This is a genomic window from Variovorax sp. CCNWLW186 (assembly GCF_037203865.1).
Taxonomy (GTDB): Bacteria; Pseudomonadota; Gammaproteobacteria; order Burkholderiales; family Burkholderiaceae_C; genus Variovorax.
The window spans coordinates 1-21,433 of sequence record NZ_JBBCBO010000009.1 but is presented as its reverse complement, the minus strand read 5'-3'; the positions used below and the strand labels follow the sequence as shown (position 1 = coordinate 21,433).

The following is a 21,433-nucleotide window of genomic DNA, read 5'->3' as shown; positions in this document are numbered from 1 at the left end:
ACCAAATGAAACCGCCTTCGGGCGGTTTTTCTTTGCGCCCGGTCGGTCGCGGTGTCACCATGGTGCGGTCCATTCTGTCGAAAGAGGCCGGTCATGACGATGTCGACACGCATCCTCTGGTTCACCGCACCGATATGGCTGGCCGGTTGCGGCGGAGGGGGCGGCGGGGGCGGCAACTTTTCGCTTGCCGCGTTGGGTCCGCCGGCCGCGGTCACGACCCCATCCCCGGCACCGGCGCCCCAACCCGTTTCCGGCGCCGCGCCTGCACCGCCTTCCGGCCCGCTCCGCGTGACGGAACTGGCCACCGACTTGTCGAACCCCTGGAGCGTGGCTTTCCTGCCGGATGGCCGAATGCTCGTCACTCAGCGCGGGGGTCAACTGCGGCTACGCAACGCCGATGGCACGCCCGTCAATGGTGGGGCCGACACAGTGTGTTGTGCACCGGTGGTCGATACCGACGGCCAAGGCGGCCTGCTCGATGTGGCGCTCGATCCGGCATTTGCCAGCAACGGCCGCATCTATCTGAGCTTCGCCGAGCGCGACAGTGCGAACGCCGCGCTCAACGGCACGGCCGTGGCACGCGCCCAACTCGATACCGCCAATCGCACGCTGAGCAACGTCACGGTGATCTACCGGCAGGCTCCCAAGGTGAGCGGCAGCAGTGGGCACTACGGCTCACGCCTGGCATTCGACCGCCTGGGCTATCTGTTCGTGACCATGGGCGACCGCCAGATCGACACGCAGCGCGGATTCGCGCAAGACCTGTCGCGCGGCAACGGCAAGGTGGCACGCCTTACGACGGAGGGCGCCCCGGCGCCCGGCAATCCGAACTTCGGCGTCGCTGGCGCGCAGCCGGAGCTGTGGAGTTACGGCCACCGCAACCCGCAGGGCGCCGCGATGCGGCCGGGCACGGATCAGCTCTGGACCAGCGAGCACGGGCCGCAGGGCGGCGACGAGATCAACCTCACACAGGCCGGCCGCAACTATGGTTGGCCGGTGATCAGCTATGGCCAGGAGTACGGAACCCTCACCCAGGTGGGCGAGGGCACCAGCAAGGCGGGCATGGAGCAGCCTGCGACCTGGTGGGAAAAGATCGACGGTTCGGTCTGGACCCCAGGCACGCAGAAGTCGTCGATCGCGCCGAGCGGAATGGCCTTCTACACCGCGACGAACATCCCGGAGTGGCAGGGCAACCTGTTCGTCGGGGCATTGGCCGGTACCGCGCTCTGGCGGCTCACGCTGAGCGGCGACACTGTCATCGGCCGCGAGCGCCTGCTCGCAGACCGCGGCGAGCGCGTTCGCGATGTTCGCCAGGGCCCGGACGGCTGGCTCTATGTGCTGACCGATAACGGCAAGCTGCTGCGCCTTCAGCGCTGACGGCGCGGCGGGCGCTTTCTCGAGAGATCAAGCTGTGCCCGCGACGCGGGTCGCACCCTGGAGCGCGCTCCAAGTCAAGCGCTTTCTATGGATTCCTTTGGCGGAGGTGTCCGGGGCGCGAAGTCGCCCGGCTGCGGCCAGCGCAACTGCACGCGCCGCTGCACCGTGTGGATGTTGTTGCGCAGCGCATAGAGTTCGTCGGCGTAGGAAAGCGGCACGGCGACCTTGTTCACCACGCGGTCGAGCTCTTCGAGCTCGCTCAGCAATTCCTCGCGCCCGCCTTGCTGCGCATCGATCTTGGCTTCGATGTCGCGCAGCCGCGCATACCAGCGGAACACGCGCCGCCGCACGCGGAACTGATAGAGCGGCGGCACCACGCGGCTCAGCGGCAGCATCAGCACCAAGAGGCCGCCGAGCACCAGCCACATGCGCTCGATCAGGTTGCTGGCCCAGAACGGAAGGTAGCGCTGCCAGAACGGCGGCGTGCCGTTGATGGCGCGGTCGCCCTCGGGGCTCACCGGCAGTTCGCTGGTGCGGGTGTTCGGAAAGTCGCGCGCGCGGTTGAACCAGCCCGCATCGCTGTGCAAGCCCTGGGCGGCCTGCGCAAAAAGCTGCCGCAGCGCCGAGTGCGTTTCGTCGCGCGAAAGCATCGACGTGGTGGCCGCGAGCAGCGTGACATCCGAGGGCGGCAGGTCTTTCGACAGGTCGACCACGCCGCGCGGCAGCGTCACGGCCGAAAGAAAGGGAAAGCGCCGCGAGTAGGCGTCGGCTTGGCCGAAGTCCATCAGCTTGATGTCGGGTGCGCGCAGCAGGCGCTGAACCTGCGGCGACTGCGGCGCCGAAGCCAGCACGATGACGTCGAGCAGGCCGGCCTGCAGCGCCTCGGCCGCGGCCGCCTGCTCGAGGTTCGAGAGCTGCAGCGCATCGGCTTCGAGGTGGTTGGCCTTGAAGAGCCTGTCCATGATCTCCGGCAGGCCGCTGCCTGGCATGTCGATGTTCACGCGCAGGCCGCGCAGTTGCGTGAGCGAGGTCAGCGTGGCGGTCTTGCGATCGATCTTCTGCGCGGTGTCGGTGCGATAGAAGAGCCATATCGGTTCGAAGAACAGGCTGCCGAGGGATGTGAGCCCGGCTTCCTCGTCGGCCACCGGGTCGGCGCTGCCGCCGCGCACAAAGCCCACGTCGGCGCCACCGGTTCGCAGCAGCTGCAGGTTCTCGGTCGATCCCGTGGTGGCCTTGAGCTCCACCTCGATGCCGCTGCTCTTGAGCACCTCGGCATAGCGCTTGCCGAACTGCGCGTACGCGCTGCCGGTGGGGCCGGTGGCCAGCGTCACGTGCTTGGGCGGCTGCGGCTGCAGCCACCAGTAGGCGGCAATCAGCACGCCGATCACAAGGAACACGACAGGACCGGCAGAGGCGATCAGGTCGCGTATCGACAGCAGGATCAGCTTCAGCGTCTTGGGCATGGCCATGAGGAGTTCAACCTTTCGTAGCTGCGAGGTCGCCCGCGCAGGGAACATGCAATTCGCCAGCGGTGACGGCGCGTGCCGCCAGCACCGCGCGCAAGGTGGCGCGCGCCACCGCTTCGGCCGCCATGGTGCCGAGCACGGTCATGCCGGGCCTGGATTCGGCGCCGGGGCCTTCGAGCGGAACACGGCCGGTGGCCAGCGCAAAAAGTGTGTCGCCGTCGCTCATGGTGTGCACCGGGTTGATGGCGCGCGCGAGGCCGTCGTGCGCCACGCTGGCAAGGCGGTTGGCCTGCACCTTGGTCAGCACCGCATCGGTCGCGATCACGCCGACCGTGGTGTTGGTGCCCGCGAGCAGCGGCTTGGGGAGGTCGCCGCGCAAGAGCGCGCGGCGTGTGTCGAGCAGGGCAAGGCCGTCTTCGGTGCGTGCGCCGGCCACCGGCTGTGCGGTGTCGGGGTCGATCACGTCGCCCAGCGCATTGACCGCGATGAGCGCGCCGACCGTCACGCCGCCCACGGTGACAGAGGCCGTGCCGATGCCGCCCTTCATGGCGCGGTGCACGCCGAAGAGCTTGCCCACGAGCGCGCCGCTGCCGGCGCCCACGTTGCCTTCTTCCGGCGCATCTCGGGTGGCCGCCTCGCAAGCTGCATAGCCGGCCGCCGCATCAGGGCGTATGCGCGCATCGCCCATGGGCAGGTCGAACAGCACGGCGGCCGGCACGATGGGCAGGGTGCCGAAGCGCACGTCCATGCCGATGTTGCGCTCCTCGAGCCAGCGCATCGCGCCTTCGGCGGCGGCAAGGCCCCAGGCGCTGCCGCCCGCCAGCATGATGCCGTGCACCTGCTGCACCAGGTTGCCGGGCGCAAGCAGGTCGGTCTCGCGAGTGCCCGGTGCGGCGCCGCGCACGTCCACGCCGGCCACGGCGCCCTCGCGGGCAAGAATCACGGTGCAGCCGGTGGGCCGGCGCGTGTCGGAGAAGTGGCCCACTTCGATGCCGACAACATCGGTGATGGCGCCTGAAGACGAAGAAAGAGAAGCGGGTGCGGATGACGAAGCAGGCATGGCGGCCGATTATGGGACCGCGCCCTCTACGATAGGCGCCATGACAGTTGCAAGAAGTTTCTCCGCAGACGGTGCTGTGCGCCACGCGGTCGTGATTGGTGCGGGCGCCGTGGGCAGCGCGACCGCCATCGAGGCACTGCGCGCGGGCCTGCGCGTGACGGTGGTGGAGCCCGGCGAACCCGGCGGCCCGCATGCCACGAGCTATGGCAATGCGGGCTGGTTGTCCTCGCATTCGGTGGTGCCGCCCGCGCTGCCGGGTGCATGGCGCAAGGTGCCGGGCTGGCTGGCCGATCCGCTCGGCCCACTGGCGCTGCGTTGGCGCTACCTGCCGCGCGCGTTGCCGTGGCTGCTGCGCTACCTGGCTTCGGGTTGGACCGAGGCACGCGTGCAGCGCACCGCTGATGCGCTGCGCACACTGCTCGCCGATGCACCGGCGTTGCATGCCCGGGTTGCTGCCGAGGCCGGCGTGCCGCAGCTCATCGAACAGCGCGGGCTGCTGCATGCCTACCGTTCGCGTGAAGAGTTCGAGGGCGATGCGCTCGGCTGGCGCGTGCGCAGGCGCACCGGCGTGCAATGGGAAGAATGGCTGGAGCCCACGCTGAGAGAGCGCGAGCCCGACCTGGACGCCCGCTACACGCTCGGCATCTTCGTGCCCGAGGCCGGGCATTGCCGCAATCCCGGCGCCTACGTGGCCGCGCTCGCGCAGCATGCGCTCGAGGCCGGTGCGCAGCGCGTCGCAACGCGCGCGACGGGTTTTCGCATTGAGGGCGGGCGGCTGCGCGCGGTGCAAACCGAAGCGGGCGAAATCGCCTGCGATGCCGCTGCCATTTGCGCCGGCGCGCGCTCAGGTCCGCTGGCCGCTGCAGCCGGTTCGCCGGTGCCTCTGGAATCGGAGCGCGGCTATCACGTCGTCGTCGAAGGCGCCGCAGTCGGGCCGCGCACGCCGACCATGGTGGCCGACGGCAAACTCATCGCGCACTGGATGGATGGCGGGCTGCGCGCGGCGGGGCAGGTCGAGATCGGCGGGCTCGAAGCCGCGCCCGACTGGCGCCGCGCCGAGATCCTGCACCGGCACCTGCAATCGATGTTCCCCGCGCTCGGCGACCGGGCAGCGGAATCGGTCTCGGTGAAGCACTGGCTCGGCCACAGGCCCAGCCTGCCCGATGGCCTGCCATGCATCGGCGCCTCAAAGGCCAGTGCGGATGTGGTGCTGGCTTTCGGGCATGGGCACGTCGGCCTGTGCGGGTCCGCGCGCACCGGAAAGCTCGCGGCGCAATTGCTTGCGGGCACTACGCCCGAGACGCCGCTCGCTCCATTCGACCCTGGCCGCTTCAGCTGACCGTCGGGTTCCGGCGGCGCAGTTCCGCCTCAGCGGTAGCTCTGGTAGACGCGGCTGCCACCATCGGCGAGCACCAGCAGCACGTCGTACGGATCGCGCCGGTCCCCGTAGGCGGCGCCGTCCATGCCGGGCGAGCCGACCGGCATGCCCGGTACGGCAAGGCCGACGGCCTTGGGTTTTTCCTTCAACAGCCTGTGCACCTCACGCGCCGGGACGTGGCCTTCGAGCGCATAGCCGCCGACGAGGCCGGTGTGGCACGAGCCCAGCTTGGCCGGAATGCCGAGCCGCGTGCGTGCGGCATCGTTGCCGTTGTCGTGCACGCGGGTGGCGAAGCCGTTCGCGTTGAGGTGCTTCACCCAGTCCTGGCAGCAACCGCAGTTCGGGTCTTTCCAGATCTCGACCATCGGTGCGGCGGCCAAGGCGGCCAGAGGCCATGCCGTCGTCGATGCGAGCGCCAGCACCGGCGCGGCACGCAGAAGAAGAGTTCGTCTTTGCATGTGGGTTCTCCTCAAGACGTCAGTTGCGCACGGGCCTTGTCGACCCATACCTGCAGGTTGTCGAGCAGGTCCTTCTGGCTGAAGGAACAGCTCTCTTCACTGAACAGCGCGCTCGATTCCAGCCGGTCGAGCAGGTTCAGCAGCACCTCGCCATAGCGCGGCGGCAGGGCTGCCAGCAGTTCGCCGCTTGCGCGCGCTTCGTTCGACAGTGCGGTGATCGATTCGCCGAGGCCGTTGCGCAGTGCGTCGATGCGCGTGCCGATGGCGTCGAGTTGCACTGCGGCGCTCATGTGCCGGCCTTTCCGGGCGGCGGCAGCGAAAGGCCGCGCTCGCGCATCAGGTCGCGCAGCACATCGGGGTAATCGGTAATGATGCCGTCCACGCCCCAGTCCATGAGCCGCAGCATGTCGGCGCGCTGGTTCACGGTCCAGGGCAGCACCTTGAAGCCGAGCTTTTGCGCTTCCTTGATGGCCGCGGGAGTCAGGTCGGCATAGGCTGGGGACCAGGCCACGGGCGCGCCGGAGGTACCGGCGGCGGCCTTGACCAGTTGCGGTGTCGAAGCGAAGTCGGCCGCGTTGAAGCCCGCTGTCCAGCGGCTGTCCTTGAGCGTGCGCGGGGAACTCAGGTAAGCCCGCGGCAATTGAGGCGCAAGCTGGCCGACCAGCGCCAGCGTGCGCCAGTCGAAGCTCTGGATCGTCACCCGGCCGCCCATCTGCGCCTTGTCGATTTCTGCCAGCAGGGCGCGCACCATCGGCTCGGGTGCGGCAGTGTCGTCGGGCTTGGTCGGGTCGATCTTGGTTTCGATGTTGAAGCGGACCGTGGCCGCACTCGCGCCGCGTGCGCGCACATGGTCGAACAAGGCCGCCAGTGTGGGAATGCGCTCGCCGTCGCGCGGCTGTTGCAGCGCGAACTGCTTGCCGTAGTTGCTCGCGGGGTTCAGCCGGCCCACGTCGTAGCCCTGAAGCTGCGTCAGCGTCAGCGAACGAACAGCCGGGCCCGTCTTCGATGCAAGCCATGCGCCGTTCGCGTCGCGCGTGTGGTCGGCATTGAGCGCGGTGTCGTGCGAGATGACGACCACGCCGTCGGCCGTGAGCCCGATGTCGAGTTCGAGCGTGGTCACGCCCAGGTCGATGGCCTTGGAGAACGCCGCCAGGGTGTTCTCGGGCGCAAGGCCGCGCCCGCCCCGGTGGGCCTGCAGGTCGAAGTGCTGCTTGGCCGTGGGGAGAATCGCCGCGCAGCCCGCAACGAGCAATGCGGCGGCAAGCAGTGGGTATTTCATTTCAGCTGCACCTTGATGCCGTCGTGCTGCACGGTGATGTCGCCGATCTCGTAGGTCTTGCGTCCGACCGTGAGCTCGTCCGCGGTAAAGCTGCGCAGCACCTGGCCCTGCAACAGCTCTTGCGCCACCACCGCGCCCATCTTCTGCAGCCGCTCGGCATCGCGCCCCTCCACGCCCTGCAGCTCGAGCCGCTCGGCCTTGGGCTGATCGAGCCGCAGCGCGCGCGTGGCGGCGTCGTAACGCAGCGCGCTGCTGACCGAGACCACGCCATGCACGGGCGATGTGGCCAGCAGGGGGCTCGCAATGGTCAGCGTGGCTGTGATGGCCGCGCGGTTGCCGCGTGCGTCAAGGCCCAGCTGCGGGTCGCGCAGGCCGACCATGAAAATCTCGGCATAGCGCTCGGCCACCGGAAAGCGCTTGGCGATCTGCGTTTGCAGCTCATCGCGGGTTGCGGTGTATTCGCTGGTAAAGAAGTTGAAGCCGGCCAGTGCCGCGAGCGGCGACTGCAGGGCCGCGGCGCCCAGGAGCGCGTGCAGCATCCAGCGGCGGGAGTGGGGGGGCAAGGTGCGAATTTGCATACTTCTGGGAGCTTGCCACATCCTGCATGGTTCCGTTCCGCGCGCTGCTACACGAAAAGGCAATTTTCCTACGCCTGGGGAATGCCCGGCGCGCAACCTTTGCGCTTTGGCGGAACAGAAGACGAACGATGCAGGGCACCACGCGAATAGGAATTTCTGGCTGGCGCTATGCGCCATGGCGGGGCCGTTTCTACCCGAAAGGCCTGGCGCAGCGCCTCGAGCTCGACTTTGCCTCGCGCATGCTGCCCACCATCGAGATCAACGGCTCGTTCTATTCGCTGCAGCGCCCCGTGTCGTACCAGGCGTGGCACGACGCGACGCCCGACGATTTTGTTTTTGCAGTGAAGGGGCCGCGCTACATCACGCACAACCTTCGCCTCAAGGAGCCGCGTACCGCGCTGGCCAACTTCTTTGCCTCGGGCGTGTTCGCGCTGCGCGCCAAGCTGGGACCGGTTCTGTGGCAGTTGCCGCCGTCCTTCGTCTACAACGCCGATCGGCTCGAGGAGTTTCTGGCGCTCTTGCCGCGGGACGGCCGATCCGCCCTTGCGCTGGCGCGGCAGCACAACGAAAAGCTGGACGAGGACCGCGCGTTCCTGAAGGTGCCCGCGAAGCTGCAGATCCGTCATGCGATGGAGGTGCGGCATGCGAGCTTCGAGAACCCGGCCTTCATTGCAATGCTGCGCCGCCACGGCGTTGCGCTGGTGGTTGCCGACACCGCGGGGCGCTGGCCCCTGCTCGAAGACCTTTGCGCCGATTTCGTCTACATGCGGCTGCATGGCGACAAGGAGCTCTACGCGAGTGGCTACAGCGACGAGGCGCTCGATCGCTGGGCCGAGCGCATCGATGCCTGGCGCAACGGGCGGCAGGTCAAGGACGCAAGGCTGGCCGAACCCTCGCGCCTGCTGTCACGCAAGAAGGGGCGCGATGTGTACTGCTACTTCGACAACGACGTGAAGGTGCATGCACCATACGATGCCGCGCACCTGGCAGCCCGGCTCGGCCTGGAGACCGGCATCGGGCCCGACGACAACTTCGATCCGCCGCCCGGAATGGCCGTGGGCAAGCGTACGCAGGCGCGGGCTCGCAAGTAGCGACAGCTTTCCGTCTCAGTCGCCTTAGTCGCCTTAGTCGTGCAGCGACGAGAGAAACTGCTTAAGCTCCGCCGTCTGCGGATTGCCGAACAGCTCCGCCGGCGGCCCCATCTCATGCACGCGGCCCTGGTGCATGAAGATCAAGCGGTCGCTCACCTTGCGTGCAAAGCTCATCTCGTGCGTGACCATCAGGAGCGTCATGCCCTCGTCGGCCAGCGACTCCACTACGCGCAGCACGTCGCCGACCAGTTCGGGGTCGAGCGCGGAGGTGATCTCGTCGCACAGCAACACTGCCGGCTCCATCGCCAACGCGCGTGCAATGGCCACGCGCTGCTGTTGGCCGCCGGAAAGCTGGTCGGGCATGGCATCGAACTTTTCGGCCAGGCCCACGCGGTCGAGCAGCTTGCGCGCTTGCGAGGCTGCTTCCAGGCCGCTGCGCTTCTTCACCAGCGTGGGCGCGAGCATCACGTTCTTGCCGACGGTGAGGTGCGGAAACAGGTTGAAGCTCTGGAAGATCATGCCCACGCGCTGGCGCAGCTCGCGCATGGCCATGGCACTCTCGTGCAGCAGAGGCTTGCCATCGACGGTGAGCGAACCTTCCTGGAACACTTCGAGCCCGTTGATGCAGCGCAGCAGCGTGCTCTTGCCCGAGCCGCTCTTGCCGATGATGGCGATCACCTCGCCGCGCTTCACTTCAAGGTCGATGCCCTTGAGCACCTCGTTGGCACCGTACGATTTGCGCAGCGCGGTCACGCGCACGATCGGCGCGGCGGAAGTCTGGGGGTCAAGCACGGCGGCCATGGGATTTCCTCTCGAGGTTCTTGGCGTACAGGCTTACCGGGAAGCACAGCACAAAGTAAAGCAGCGCCACGCAGCTGAACACCACAAAGGGCTGGAAGGTGGCGTTCGAAATCATGCTGCCGGCCTTGGTGAGTTCGACAAAGCCGATCACCGAGGCGAGCGCCGTGCCCTTGATCACCTGCACCAGAAAGCCGACTGTCGGCGCAATGGCGATCTTCACAGCCTGCGGCAAGATGACGTGGCGCATCTGCTCGGCAAAGCTCAGCGCCAGGCTGCCCGAGGCTTCCCACTGGCCCTTGGGAATGGAGGCCACGCAGCCGCGCCATATTTCGGTGAGAAAGGCGCTGGTGTAAAGCGTGAGCGCCACGCTCGCCGCGGTCCATGCCGACACATCGACACCGAACAACGCGATGCCGAAGTAGGCGAGAAACAGCTGCATCAGCAGCGGCGTGCCCTGGAAAAGCTGCACGTACAAGCCGACGGCCCGGTTCATGACGCTGCCGCCGCGCAAACGCAGGAACAGCAACAGGCCGCCGACCAGCCCGCCGCCGATGAATGCGATGAGCGACAACACCACGGTCCAGCGCAGTGCCATGAGCAGGTTGCGCAGGATGTCCCAGAGAGAAAAGTCGACCATGTGTTTTCCCTCTTCTTTCAGCGGCCGAAGAAGAATCTGGGCCCGGCCCAATTGAGCAGCCTGCGCAGCCCAACGGCGAGCGCCAGGTACACCAGCGTGGCGACAATGAACGCCTCGAACGCGCGGAAGTTGCGGCTCTGGATGAGGTTGGCAGCGTAGCTCAGCTCTTCGGTGGAAATCTGTCCGCACACCGCGGAGCCCAGCATCACGATGATGATCTGGCTCACCATGGCGGGCCATACCTTCTTGAGTGCCGGCGGCAAGATGACGCGGGTGAACACCTGCACCTTGTTGAGCGCCAGGCTCACGGCCGCTTCGATCTGCCCCTTGGGCGTCGCCTCGATGCCGGCGCGAATGATTTCGGTGGCGTAGGCGCCGAGGTTCAGCACCATCGCAATGATCGACGCCGTCTCCGGCGTGAGCTTGACGCCCGCAGCCGGCAGCCCGAAGAAGATGAAGAACAGCTGCACGATGAAGGGCGTGTTGCGGATCAGCTCCGCATAGCTGCCGACAAGCCAGCGAAGCCACGCGGGCCCGCTGGCGCGCGCCCAGGCGCAGGCCACGCCCACGGCCATGCCGATGAGGGTGGCAATGGCCGTGAGGCCCACCGTCCAGGCCACCCCTCTGGCAAGCAGCCGCCAGTCGACAAGAACTGCAGCGAAGTCGAATTCCATGGCCGCGCCTTCTTCTTTACTCGTCGGGGTTCAGCGGTCGGTCAGACGGGCAGGTCGCCGGCGGCCTTGCCGAGCCACTTCTTCGACATCGTGTCCAGCGTGCCGTCCTTCTTGGCCGCGGCAATGATCTCGTTGACCTTGGCCTTCAATGCGGTCTCGCCCTTAGCAATGCCGATGAAGCAGGGGCTGTCTTTCAGCAGCAGCTTGAATTCGGCGCTCACCTTCGGGTTCTTGGCGAGCATGTCGCCCGCCACCGCGGCGCTGGTTGCAAGGGTTTGCGTCTGGCCGGCCACGAAGGCGGCGATCGTCGCGTTGTTGTCCTCGAAGCGGCGGTAGTCGACATTGGGCGGCGCCACCTTGTTCAGCTCCTGGTCTTCCATCGCGCCGCGTGTCACCGCCACGGTCTTGCCGGCCATGTCGGCGAAGCTGGTGAGCTTCATGCTCTTGGCTGCATACACGGCTTGGAAGAAGGGGGCGTAGGCAGCAGAGAACTCGATGACCTTCTCGCGCTCGGCGTTCTTGCCCAGCGTGGAGATCACCAGGTCGGCCTTGCGGGTCTGCAGGTAGGGAATGCGGTTGGCGCTGGTCACGGGCACCAGCTCGACCTTCACGCCCAGCTTGGCGGCGATGAGTTCGGCCATTTCAACGTCGAGGCCCTGCGGCTTCATGTTCTTGTCGACCGAGCCGTACGGCGGGTAGTCGGTCGGCACGGCGATCTTGATGGTCTTGGCCTTCAGCACGTTGTCGAGCGCGTTCTGGGCTTGGGCGGTGCCGGCTGCGGCCAGCATGGCAACGGAAGCAAGCGCGAGCGTGAGGTGGCGTTTGGACGAAGAGAAAGTCATAGCAGGGCTCCTAGGTAAGTCGAAGAATCGGTGTCGTTGGGAGAAGACGCGGCCGCCTTGCGCCGCTTGGGCCTGGCCGCGGTGTTCTGTTGCAGTGGCGCCAGCGCGTCGCGAAGTTGCGCGAGCGGATCCGTAGGCGCCTGCACGCGCAATGCGGACTGCACGGTGCCGATGTGCACAGCCATCAGGGCTTCGGCGCCGGCGTGGTCGCCTCGTTCGAGTGCGGCAACGATCTGCACGTGGTCTTCGCAAGACTGCACTGCGTCGTGCGTGCTCTGATAGAGCATGGCGATCAACGTGGTGCGCGCGGTGAAGTCGCGCAGCGTGTCTGCCAGCAGCGTGTTGCCCAGGCATTCGGCCAAGCACACATGAAAGTCGCCCAAGAGAAAGCTTCGGTTCCCGACGTCGCTTTCCTTCAGCGCCGCCTTTTCACGCTGAAGGTGCGCCTTCAACTGGCGCAGCGCGGTCTTGTCGATCTTGCCGGTGCTGCCCGTACTGCGAATCAGGCCAAGCTCGATGACGCGGCGCGCCTCGAAGGCTTCGCGCGCTTCTTCCTGCGAAGGCTCGATGACGAACCAGCCACGCCGGGCGCTCACCGTCACGATGCCGCGCGCCGCCAGCCGGGTGAGGGCTTCGCGCACGATGGTGCGGCTGCAATCGAAGAGCATGGCCAGCTGCTGCTCGCCCAGGCGCGAACCGGGGGCGAGCTTCTGCGCCATCACCGCTTCGACGATGCGTGCACTGATTTCGGATGCGGATGTAGACATTGGTCTGCATACCAGCAGCTTTTGTGCCAACTGGTATGCAAGATATGTGCACCGATATGGTTTGCGCTGCATGCCGGTGGTGCGTGGCGCTTGGTTCAGGGTGCTCGTTTCGGGGCGCTTGTTTTGGGCGCCGCCGTTCAGGGCGGCGCACCCGCCGACGGGGTACCTTTCTCCGCGAATGTCCCCCGGCCTGCGGCCTCCTCCTTTATTTCGCTGCGCAAGGCACCCCGCCAGCGGGAGCGTGATTCAGAGCAGTCGTTGATCAGCGGTACACCCAGAGCGTGCCCCAGTGCACAGGGCATCGGGTACTCCCCGCAGCGAAATAAAGGAGGAGGGCGAAGCCCGGGGGACATTCGCGGAGGGGAGTACCCGGTGGCCTGTGCACCCGCCCTGAACCGAACCGCCAGCGATCGCCCTGAGCCGAGCCAGCAAATCAATCCATCCGCGCGCCCGAAGCCTTCACCGCCTTGTCCCAGCGCGGCGTCTCGGTCGCAAGAAAGCGCGCGAAGTCCTCGCTGCCCAGGTAGGCCGGGTCCGCCCCTTGGCTCACCATGCGGTCGCGAACCTCGGGGCTGGTCAGTACCTGCTTGAATGCATCGCTCAACCTGGCGACCACGTCCTTGGGTGTGTCCTTCGGGGCGAAGAAGCCGTAGAAGCCCACCACCTCGAAGCCCTTGATTCCCGATTCGATGACCGTCGGTACATCCGGCAGGGCGGGGTTGCGCTCGCGGCTGGTCACGGCCAGGGCGCGGACCTTGCCCTGCTTGTGATAGTTGGCGGCCTGCGGAATCGACTCGGCCATGAACTGCACCTGCCCGCCCATCAGGTCGGTAAACGCCGGGGCGCTGCCGCGGTACGGAATGTGCACCATGAAGATGCCTGTCGCCGTCTTGAACATCTCCGGCACCAGGTGGCTGATGCCGCCATTGCCGGCCGAACCGTAGTTGACCTGGCCGGGCCGCGTTTTGGCATAGTCGACGAACTGCTTGAGGTTCTGCACCGGCAGCTTGGGCGTGACCAGCAGGGCCAGCGGCTGCATTGCGGTGCGCGCAATGGGCACGAAGTCTCGCTGCGTGTTGTAGGGCAGCTTGCTGTAGAGCGCGCCGTTGATCACCGCCACGCCGGTGTTGGCCAGCATCAGCGTGTAGCCGTCGGCCGGGCTCTTGGCGACAGCGTCGGCGCCCACAGAGCCGCCGGCCCCGGGCTTGTAGTCGACGATCAGCGGCTGGCCGAGCACGGCCTGCAGCTTGTCGGTCAAGAGGCGCGCATGCTGGTCCAGAGGGCCGCCGGCCGGAAAGCCGATGACCACCTTGATCGGCTTGTCTGGATAGGCGGCCAGGGCGGGGGCGGCCGCGCCGAACGACGCGATGGAAAAAGCCGCCAGGATGGCGGCGCGGACGGGGTGAGCCATGGATCGTCTCCTCTTTTTAGTGGAGACGATCATAAGCAGCAGTGCTAGCCTGCCAGCGTCGCCTTCAGCGTGATCTCCGGCACGCTGGCCAATGCCTTCGACAGCGGGCAGCCCGCCTTGGCGGCGGCTGCGATCTGCTGGAACTTGGCTTCTTCCAGGTTCGGCACGGTGGCGTCGAGCTCGAGCGCGATGCGGTCGATCTTGAAGCCCTCGCCGTCCTTCGCCAGCCGCACCGCGGCCCTGGTGTCTACCTTGGTGGCGGTGAAACCTTCTTTCTCGAGCGCGAAGGCAAAGGCCATCGTGAAGCAGGCCGCATGGGCCGCGCCGACGATCTCCTCGGGGTTGGTGCCGCGCTTGTCGTCCTCGAAGCGGCTCGCGAAGCCGTAGGGGTAGTCCTTGAGGGCGCCGGTCTCGGTGCTGATCTGGCCCTTGCCGGTCTTGCCGGCGCCTTCCCAGTGAACGCTTGCGTGCTTGTCTGCTGCCATGAGAGTTCCTTCTTTGCGGTGGGTGGATGGAGGGACCGACAGGTATCGCCTGAAAAGCCTGCCGTGTCTGTAGTCGCACGGCGCGTGCGCGCTATGTCCAAAGTGAGAAGAATGGGCGTCACCAAGGTGACGCTCCGGGGGGCTTCCCCGATGGGAGGCGCGGCCGGGGCGGCTTAGGCTGCGGGCTGCCTTTTTCCTTCCTCCATTCGTTCGCCTGCCTTGACCATGCAACAACGCCCGCACCACAAGTTCTGGCCCAAGCGCCTCCCGCATTCGATCACCGTTCCCGCCACCTCGTTGTGGCACAACCTCGCGACCTCGGCGGCGCGCTACCCCGACAAGGCCGCGCTCGTGTTCTTCGGCCGGGTGATGAACTACCGCGAATTCGCCGAGCAGGTCGAACGCCTGGCAGGCACGCTGCATGCCCTGGGCGTGAAGCGCGGCGACCGGGTGGTGCTCAATATGCAGAACTGCCCGCAGCTGGTGATCGCGCATTTCGCGATCCTGCGCGCCAACGCCGTGGTGGTGCCGGTCAACCCGATGAACCGGGCCGAAGAGCTCAAGCACTACATCGTCGACCCCGATGCGAAGGTGGCCATCACCACCGGCGACCTGGCCGGCGAGCTGGCCAAGGCCAGCAACGCGCTGCCGCCCGAGCAGCAGCTCGACCACCTCATGGTGACCCAGTTCACCGATGCCTTCGACGCCGATGCAACCGGCGACGATGCGCCCGCGCCGGCATGGAAAGAATGGCTCACCACCCGCCATCCGCTGCCCGAACTGGCGCAAGGCAAGGCCATGGCCTGGACCGATGCGCTGGCGGCGGGCCACGCGGCGCCCGAGCATGTGGTAGGCGCCAACGACATGGCACTGCTGCCCTACACCAGCGGCACCACCGGCCTTCCCAAGGGGTGCGTGCACCACCATTCGAGCCTCATGCACAACGCGGTGGCCGGCCAGCTCTGGGGCCAGGCCACGTCGGAAGCGGTGGTGCTGGCCGTGGTGCCGATGTTCCACATTACCGGCGTGGTGAGCATGATGCACACCTCCATCCTCGCGGCGGGCACGCTGGTCATCATGCCTCGCTGGGACCGCGAGGTGGCCGGGCGGCTCATCTCGCGCTGGAAGGTCACGAGCTGGACCAATATCCCCACCATGGTGATCGATCTCATGGCCAGCCCCAACTTCGCGAGCTACGACCTGTCGAGCATCACGCACATCGGCGGAGGGGGCGCCGCCATGCCGCAGGCCGTGGCGCAGCGCCTCTTCGAGCAATACGGCCTCAAGTACCAGGAGGGCTACGGCCTTACCGAGACCGCGGCGCCGTCGCACACCAATCCGTCGGACCACCCCAAGCAGCAGTGCCTGGGCATTCCCTTCATGAGCACCGACGCGCGCGTGGTCGACCCCGACACGCTGGCCGAAATGCCCGTCGGCGAATCGGGCGAGATCATCATCCACGGCCCCGAGGTGTTCCAGGGCTACTGGAAACGGCCGGACGCGACGAAGGCCGCTTTTGTCGAGTTCGAGGGCAAGCGCTTCTTCCGCTCAGGCGACATGGGCCGCATGGACGAGGACGGTTATTTCTTCATCACCGACCGGCTCAAGCGGATGATCAACGCGAGCGGCTTCAAGGTGTGGCCCGCCGAAGTCGAGCTGCTGATGTTCCGCCACCCCGCCATTCAGGAGGCCTGCGTCATCTCCACCAGGGACAACTACCGCGGCGAATCGGTCAAGGCCGTGGTGGTGCTGCGCGCCACGCACAAGAACACCACCGAGCAGGAAATCATCGACTGGTGCCGCGAGAACATGGCCGTCTACAAGATCCCGCGCAAGGTGCAGTTCGTCGACGCACTGCCCAAGAGCGGCAGCGGCAAGGTGATGTGGCGGCTGCTGCAGGAAGACGAGAACGAGGCCGCCGCGTAACAGCGGGTTCGTGGGCGAGGGCCGGGGCAGTTCGCAACGAGAATCCGTGGCTTTCTCCGCCACGTTCCTTCTCTCTCTCTCTCTCTCTCTCTCTCTCTCTCTCTCTCTCTCTCTGCTCCATGCGTTTGCGTTCTCTCGCCGCCGTCTGCCTCGCGCTCCTTCCGCTGCTTTCGCCCCAGTTGTCGCACGCGGCTCCGCCGCGAACCTGCCTTGTCGTGGGCATCAGCGATGGCGACACGCTCACCGCCCGCTGCGGGCGCTTCGGCTCCTACGAGGAAGTGAAGGTACGCATTGCTGCCATCGACGCACCGGAACGGGCCCAGCCCTACGGACAGCGCAGTCGGCAGGCGTTGAGCCGCCTGTGCTACTTCGAGCAGGCCGTGATCACCGAGCGCGACACCGACCGCTATGGCCGCACGGTGGCCGACGTGAACTGCGACGGGCAGGACGCCGGAACGCGGATGGTGGCCGAGGGCTGGGCCTGGGTGTACGACTTCAACGGCATCGCCACGCGGCGCGGCGGCGGCTTGTTCAAGCTGCAGGAAAGCGCGCGTGAGCAGCGCCTGGGCCTGTGGGCCGGTGCCAAGCCGACCGCGCCGTGGGAGTGGCGGCGTCGCCAGCGCGAGAACGCATCGTCGAACGACTCTCTGTTCTGAGCCGTTCGAGCGCGGCCGCTGGAAAAGCGCCTAGCAGGCCCCGCCGTAAAAGCAGCGCAGCGAGGGCACGAAAACACCCGCGAGAAAGCTGATGGCGCACACCACCAGCATCAGAAGCGCAAACATGCGCAGGCCCTCGGCGTTCCAGCGCGGCGCGAAGATGCTGACCAGAAAGCCCGAGGCAAAGGTGCCTTCGAGCCATGCCGCGCCGCCCCAGCGCAAGACCCACAGCCAGAACACCGCGTCGAGCGCATGCAGGGCAATCCACAGGGGCAATGACATGTCAGGCAAACCCTTGCGGCTTTTGCGGCTGGGCTACGACTCGCTCTTGCCCTGCACGTCCGCCACCACGCGCGCATTGCGCTGGAAGCTCCAGTACGCGCTGGCCCAGTCCATCATCACCACGATGCGGTTGCGAAAGCCGATGAGGAAATACGCGTGCGCAAACAGCCAGAACAGCCATGCGAGCCGTCCGCTGAAGCGCAGCGGACCGAAGGGTGTGCCCAGGTCGACCACGGCCGAGTTGCGGCCGATGGTCGCCAGGTTGCCGTAGTCGCGGTAGCGAAAGGGCACCGTGGGCGTGCCGGCGATGCGGCGAAGAATGTTCGAGGCGGCGGCGCGGCCCATCTGCTTGGCGCCGGGCGACACGCCCGGCACGGGCTTGGGCGGCTTGCCGGGCGCGTAGCTCATGGCGGCCGCAAGGTCGCCGACCACGCTGATCTCGGGATGCCCGGCCAGGCTCAGGTCGGGCTCGACCTTGATGCGGCCCGCGCGGTCGCATTCGGCGCCGGTCGCTTCGCCCAGCATGCGGCCCAGCGGCGAGGCGGCAACGCCCGCTGCCCACACCACGCAACTGCTCTCGATGCGGTAGCTGGTGGCCGGCGCGCCGTCTGCGCCGCCGCCTGACTGCACCTCGAGTCCGTTGGCGTCGATGGCGGTCACGCGCGCATTGAGCCGCACTTCCACGCCGAGTTTCTCGAGCTGCTCCAGCGCCTTCTGGCTCAGGCTTTCGGGCATGGCCTGCAGCACGCGCGGGCCGCCTTCGACCAGCAGCACCTGCGCGCTGCCCGGATCGATGTGGCGGAACTCCCCGGAAAGGGTGTGCTTGGCAATTTCGGCCAGGGTGCCGGCCATTTCGACGCCGGTCGGCCCGGCACCGATCACCACGAAGGTGAGCAGGGCGCGGCGGCGCTGCGGGTCGGTGGCGGTCTCGGCCGCCTCGAAAGACATCAGCACGCGCCGGCGGATCTCGAACGCATCGGCCAGCGTCTTGAGGCCCGGCGCGAGGGGCGCCCATTCGTCGTGGCCGAAATAGCTGTGGGTGGCGCCGGCCGCGACGATCAGGTGGTCGTAGCTCACCCGGCTGCCGTTGGTCAGCTGAACCGCGCGGCCCGCCGCGTCGATGGCGCTCACTTCGCCCAGCAGCGTGGTGATGCGTGGCTGCTTGCGGAACAGGGCGCGCACCGGCGCCGCGATCGACGGCGCGGCCAGCCCGGCGGTCGCCACCTGGTAAAGCAGGGGCTGGAACAGGTGGTGATTGGTTTTTTCGATCACCGTCACGTCCACGTCGGCGCTGTCGAGCCTGCGGGCCGCTTCGAGCCCGCCGAATCCGCAACCGACGATGACGACGTGGGGGCGGGCGGAGGCGTTGTTCGTTTGCATCGAACGGATGATACGCAGCCGCCCTGCACGCCGGCGCGTCTTGTGCCAAAGTGGCTGCCCCCACCGATTTGACGCCCCCGCCGCAAGAGAGCCAGGGCGAGAACTTGTCCTACGTGCTGCGGCAATACGAATCGGCTACAACGAGCGGCTGACCCGACTGGAGACTCCATGACGCTTTCCCGGCCGATCACCCAGGCGGCGAGCGCATTGCGCGACAAGTTCCGCGAAGTGCGAGCTGCCAGCCTGGCGCTCGCCGCGCCGCTGTCCGCCGAAGACCAGTGCATCCAGTCGATGCCTGATGCAAGCCCCACCAAGTGGCATCTTGCGCACACCACGTGGTTCTTCGAGACCGTGCTGCTCCAGCCTCACGCCGCGGGCTACCGGCCCTTCGACGTGCGCTTTCACTACCTTTTCAACTCGTACTACGAGGCGCTCGGCCCGCGCCACCCGCGGCCGCAGCGGGGGCTGCTCACGCGCCCCTCGGTGGACGAGGTGCATGCCTATCGCAGCCATGTCGACGAGGCGGTGCTCGCCTTGCTCGACCGCGACATCGGCGAACAGGACTGGGCCGCCATCGAGCCCATCGTCACGCTGGGCCTCAACCACGAGCAGCAGCATCAGGAACTTCTGCTCACCGACATTCTTCATGCCCTGTCATGCAACCCGCTGCTGCCGGCCTACAAGCCGGCGGCGGGCCCCGCATTGCGGCTGGCCGCGGTGCCGCCGCCCATGCGCTGGCTGCCGCAGGCGGGCGGGGTGGTCCAGGTCGGCCATGAAGCGTCGCAGCTGGGTTTTGCCTTCGACAACGAAACGCCGCGCCACGCCGCGCTGCTGCAGCCCTATGCCATCGCCGACCGGCTGGTGAATTGCGGCGACTACGCCCAGTTCATTGCCGACGGCGGCTACAAGCGGCCCGAGCTCTGGCTGTCCGACGGCTGGGCCGCGGTGCAGGCGCAGGGCTGGCAGCATCCGGCCTACTGGCTCGCGCCCGACGATCCGCGGCTCGGCCCGCAGCAGCACCAAAGCGGCTGGCAAGTGTTCGGCCTGCACGGCGTTCGGTCCATGGAAGCCGATGCGCCCGTCTCGCAGCTGAGTTTTTATGAAGCCGCCGCGTATGCTGAATGGGCCGGCGCGCGGCTGCCCACCGAGTTCGAATGGGAGGCCGCCTTCGACGCGCCCGGCATCTCGCAGATGACCGGCCACGTCTGGCAGTGGACGCGTTCGTCGTACGACCCGTATCCCGGCTTCAGGCCCATGCCCGGCATTGCCGCCGAATACAACGGCAAGTTCATGGTGGGTCAACTGGTGTTGCGCGGTGGCAGCGTGGCCACCCCGGCCGGGCACACGCGGCCCAGCTACCGCAACTTTTTTCCGCCGGCGGCGCGCTGGCAGTTCTCGGGGCTAAGGCTCGCGAAAGACGTCTGAATCATGCGCAATCCAACATCCTCGTCCTCCTTCTCGTTCGCCGCCGCACAGCAGCAGCGCCAGCCTGCGGCGCCGGCCACCGCCGCAGCGGCAACGAGTGAGCCGCCGCTCTGCGAATTCGGCCGCGCGATGCTGGCGGGCCTTGCGCGCAAGCCGCGCAGCATTTCGCCCAAGTTTTTTTACGACGCGGCCGGTTCGCAGCTGTTCGACCGCATCTGCGAATTGCCCGAGTACTACCCCACGCGAACCGAGTTGCGCATCCTCGGCGAATGCGCCGGCGAGATTGCCGAGCAGATCGGCCCCGGTGCCGAAATCGTGGAGTTCGGTGCCGGCTCCCTTACCAAGGTGCGGCTGCTGCTGGATGCGCTCGAGGCGCCCAAGCGCTATTTACCCATCGACATTTCGGGCGAACACCTGCAGGCCGCCGCCGCGCGGCTGAAGGCCGACTACCCCGAACTGGTGGTGCAGCCGATTGCGGCGGACTACACCATGCCGTTGGTGCTGCCTGCGCCGATGCCCGGCGCGGGCAAGCGCGTGGGGTTTTTTCCGGGGTCGACGATCGGGAATTTCGAGCCTGAGGAGGCGCTGGCGTTTCTGCAGCTTGCCGCGCGGATGCTGCGAGGGGGCGGGCTGCTGATCGGCGTCGACCTGGTGAAGGACCCGGCTCGGTTGCATGCTGCTTACAACGATGCGCAAGGGGTGACGGCTGCGTTCAACCTGAATTTGCTGCGGCGCGCCAATGCCGAGCTCGATGCCGATTTTGATCTGGATGGCTTTGCGCATTCGGCGTTCTACAACGCGCCGAGACAGCGGATCGAGATGCACTTGGTGAGCCGTCGGGCTCAGGCTGTTTCACTGCACGGTGAGCGGTTTGGGTTCGAGGAAGGGGAGACTATTCATACCGAGTACTCGCATAAGTTCACTGTGGATGGACTGCGGGCGCTGGCTGTGAAGGCGGGGTTCCGGCCGTTGGCGGTTTGGACGGATCCTGAGAGGCTTTTTAGTGTGCATTGGTTGGGGGCGTGATTTAGATTCCGGGGCCGGGATTCCGCCCGGCGGCGGACTCACTTTCTTTTGCTTCGCCAAAAGAAAGTAAGCAAAGAAAAGGCGACCCCACTGTCTGCGACCCCTGCGCTTCGCTACGGGGCAACCTGCGGTGCTCGTGTTTCGCGGGTTCCGCAGAACTCGCTGCGCTCAAACAGCTGCGGCCCTGATCCGCAAAACCCTCCGCTCCTCGGCGCATACAGAGGGGAGTGCAGCTCATCCGGGCCTTTGCTTCGCTCGGCCACCAGGCCACTGCGGCGCTGCGCGCCGCAGTGGTTGGCATTGAGTTGGCTGTCGATATTGGCTGTCGGCATTGGGGCCGAGCGAGAGCGAAGGCCACCCGCTCCCACCCCTTCTGTATGCGCCGAGGAGCGCAGATGGAGGCGGGATCAGGGCCGCAGCTGTTTGAGCGAAGC

22 protein-coding genes are annotated in these 21,433 nt (G+C 66.9%); 7 read left to right on the top strand and 15 right to left on the bottom strand.

Annotation, left to right across the window (positions count from 1 at the left end; genetic code table 11):
• The first annotated feature begins 93 nt into the window (after nucleotides 1-93).
• Entirely contained in the window at nucleotides 94-1,377 is a 1,284-nt protein-coding gene (locus tag V9K97_RS12950; protein WP_337318479.1) for a PQQ-dependent sugar dehydrogenase, read from the top strand.
• Between the two features lie 74 nt (nucleotides 1,378-1,451).
• On the opposite strand, the gene V9K97_RS12945 is transcribed toward V9K97_RS12950, so the two are convergent.
• On the bottom strand, nucleotides 1,452-2,846 hold the full coding sequence (locus tag V9K97_RS12945) for a TAXI family TRAP transporter solute-binding subunit (RefSeq protein WP_337318477.1): 1,395 nt from the start codon (nucleotides 2,844-2,846) through the stop codon (nucleotides 1,452-1,454).
• A 7-nt stretch (nucleotides 2,847-2,853) separates the two neighbouring features.
• Nucleotides 2,854-3,903 carry a P1 family peptidase gene (locus tag V9K97_RS12940; protein ID WP_337318475.1) on the bottom strand — a complete coding sequence of 350 codons (1,050 nt, stop codon included), beginning with the start codon at nucleotides 3,901-3,903 and terminating at the stop codon, nucleotides 2,854-2,856.
• Nucleotides 3,904-3,943: 40 nt separating this feature from the next.
• Here V9K97_RS12940 and V9K97_RS12935 point away from each other — a divergent pair, with 40 nt between their 5' ends.
• On the top strand, nucleotides 3,944-5,242 hold the full coding sequence (locus V9K97_RS12935; protein WP_337318474.1) for an NAD(P)/FAD-dependent oxidoreductase: 1,299 nt from the start codon (nucleotides 3,944-3,946) through the stop codon (nucleotides 5,240-5,242).
• Nucleotides 5,243-5,271: 29 nt separating this feature from the next.
• Here the strand turns inward: V9K97_RS12935 and V9K97_RS12930 are convergent, their stop codons facing one another.
• Genes V9K97_RS12930 through V9K97_RS12915 form a run of 4 tightly spaced genes read right to left on the bottom strand, consistent with a single transcriptional unit; the run spans nucleotide 5,272 to nucleotide 7,581 of the window.
• Complete coding sequence (locus V9K97_RS12930) at nucleotides 5,272-5,739, bottom strand: DUF411 domain-containing protein (RefSeq protein WP_337318472.1); 468 nt, start codon at nucleotides 5,737-5,739, stop codon at nucleotides 5,272-5,274.
• Between the two features lie 11 nt (nucleotides 5,740-5,750).
• Nucleotides 5,751-6,029 (bottom strand): hypothetical protein, encoded by a 279-nt coding sequence (locus tag V9K97_RS12925; RefSeq protein WP_337318470.1) that lies wholly within the window; start codon nucleotides 6,027-6,029, stop codon nucleotides 5,751-5,753.
• Entirely contained in the window at nucleotides 6,026-7,018 is a 993-nt protein-coding gene (locus V9K97_RS12920) for a glycerophosphodiester phosphodiesterase (protein ID WP_337318468.1), read from the bottom strand. Before V9K97_RS12920 ends, V9K97_RS12925 begins: the two co-directional genes overlap by 4 nt.
• Entirely contained in the window at nucleotides 7,015-7,581 is a 567-nt protein-coding gene (locus V9K97_RS12915; protein ID WP_337318467.1) for a DUF1439 domain-containing protein, read from the bottom strand. Before V9K97_RS12915 ends, V9K97_RS12920 begins: the two co-directional genes overlap by 4 nt.
• 143 nt (nucleotides 7,582-7,724) lie before the next feature.
• Here V9K97_RS12915 and V9K97_RS12910 point away from each other — a divergent pair, with 143 nt between their 5' ends.
• Complete coding sequence (locus V9K97_RS12910; protein WP_337318465.1) at nucleotides 7,725-8,687, top strand: DUF72 domain-containing protein; 963 nt, start codon at nucleotides 7,725-7,727, stop codon at nucleotides 8,685-8,687.
• Between the two features lie 33 nt (nucleotides 8,688-8,720).
• On the opposite strand, the gene V9K97_RS12905 is transcribed toward V9K97_RS12910, so the two are convergent.
• The 7 genes from V9K97_RS12905 to V9K97_RS12875 all read right to left on the bottom strand — a co-directional run bounded on the left by V9K97_RS12905 (nucleotide 8,721) and on the right by V9K97_RS12875 (nucleotide 14,304).
• The gene (locus V9K97_RS12905; RefSeq protein WP_337318463.1) at nucleotides 8,721-9,488 is read right to left on the bottom strand and encodes an amino acid ABC transporter ATP-binding protein; all 768 of its coding nucleotides are present in this window, start codon (nucleotides 9,486-9,488) and stop codon (nucleotides 8,721-8,723) included.
• Nucleotides 9,472-10,125 (bottom strand): amino acid ABC transporter permease, encoded by a 654-nt coding sequence (locus V9K97_RS12900; protein WP_337296744.1) that lies wholly within the window; start codon nucleotides 10,123-10,125, stop codon nucleotides 9,472-9,474. Before V9K97_RS12900 ends, V9K97_RS12905 begins: the two co-directional genes overlap by 17 nt.
• 17 nt (nucleotides 10,126-10,142) lie before the next feature.
• Nucleotides 10,143-10,799 carry an amino acid ABC transporter permease gene (locus tag V9K97_RS12895; RefSeq protein WP_337318461.1) on the bottom strand — a complete coding sequence of 219 codons (657 nt, stop codon included), beginning with the start codon at nucleotides 10,797-10,799 and terminating at the stop codon, nucleotides 10,143-10,145.
• Nucleotides 10,800-10,840: 41 nt separating this feature from the next.
• Nucleotides 10,841-11,641 carry a transporter substrate-binding domain-containing protein gene (locus V9K97_RS12890; RefSeq protein ID WP_337318458.1) on the bottom strand — a complete coding sequence of 267 codons (801 nt, stop codon included), beginning with the start codon at nucleotides 11,639-11,641 and terminating at the stop codon, nucleotides 10,841-10,843.
• Nucleotides 11,638-12,408: a GntR family transcriptional regulator gene (locus V9K97_RS12885; protein ID WP_337318457.1), complete on the bottom strand. Its 771-nt coding sequence runs from the start codon at nucleotides 12,406-12,408 to the stop codon at nucleotides 11,638-11,640. Before V9K97_RS12885 ends, V9K97_RS12890 begins: the two co-directional genes overlap by 4 nt.
• Before the next feature lie 433 nt (nucleotides 12,409-12,841).
• Nucleotides 12,842-13,819 carry a Bug family tripartite tricarboxylate transporter substrate binding protein gene (locus tag V9K97_RS12880; protein WP_258501507.1) on the bottom strand — a complete coding sequence of 326 codons (978 nt, stop codon included), beginning with the start codon at nucleotides 13,817-13,819 and terminating at the stop codon, nucleotides 12,842-12,844.
• A gap of 44 nt (nucleotides 13,820-13,863) precedes the next feature.
• Nucleotides 13,864-14,304: an OsmC family protein gene (locus V9K97_RS12875; protein WP_126746180.1), complete on the bottom strand. Its 441-nt coding sequence runs from the start codon at nucleotides 14,302-14,304 to the stop codon at nucleotides 13,864-13,866.
• 225 nt (nucleotides 14,305-14,529) lie between these two features.
• On the opposite strand from V9K97_RS12875, the gene V9K97_RS12870 reads away from it, so the two are divergent.
• Together V9K97_RS12870 and V9K97_RS12865 are read left to right on the top strand one after the other, a co-directional pair.
• Complete coding sequence (locus tag V9K97_RS12870) at nucleotides 14,530-16,230, top strand: long-chain fatty acid--CoA ligase (RefSeq protein WP_337318674.1); 1,701 nt, start codon at nucleotides 14,530-14,532, stop codon at nucleotides 16,228-16,230.
• A 119-nt stretch (nucleotides 16,231-16,349) separates the two neighbouring features.
• Entirely contained in the window at nucleotides 16,350-16,886 is a 537-nt protein-coding gene (locus V9K97_RS12865; RefSeq protein WP_337318454.1) for a thermonuclease family protein, read from the top strand.
• Nucleotides 16,887-16,916: 30 nt separating this feature from the next.
• Here the strand turns inward: V9K97_RS12865 and V9K97_RS12860 are convergent, their stop codons facing one another.
• Together V9K97_RS12860 and V9K97_RS12855 are read right to left on the bottom strand one after the other, a co-directional pair.
• Complete coding sequence (locus V9K97_RS12860; RefSeq protein WP_337318452.1) at nucleotides 16,917-17,168, bottom strand: hypothetical protein; 252 nt, start codon at nucleotides 17,166-17,168, stop codon at nucleotides 16,917-16,919.
• 33 nt (nucleotides 17,169-17,201) lie between these two features.
• Nucleotides 17,202-18,548, bottom strand: a complete 1,347-nt coding sequence (locus tag V9K97_RS12855) for an NAD(P)/FAD-dependent oxidoreductase (protein WP_258501501.1) — start codon at nucleotides 18,546-18,548, stop codon at nucleotides 17,202-17,204.
• Nucleotides 18,549-18,716: 168 nt separating this feature from the next.
• On the opposite strand from V9K97_RS12855, the gene egtB reads away from it, so the two are divergent.
• Together egtB and egtD are read left to right on the top strand one after the other, a co-directional pair.
• Nucleotides 18,717-19,973: an ergothioneine biosynthesis protein EgtB gene (gene egtB, locus V9K97_RS12850; RefSeq protein ID WP_337318449.1), complete on the top strand. Its 1,257-nt coding sequence runs from the start codon at nucleotides 18,717-18,719 to the stop codon at nucleotides 19,971-19,973.
• Nucleotides 19,974-19,976: 3 nt separating this feature from the next.
• Nucleotides 19,977-20,999, top strand: coding sequence for an L-histidine N(alpha)-methyltransferase (egtD, locus tag V9K97_RS12845; protein ID WP_337318447.1), 1,023 nt, complete (start codon nucleotides 19,977-19,979; stop codon nucleotides 20,997-20,999).
• Nucleotides 21,000-21,433 lie beyond the last annotated feature (434 nt).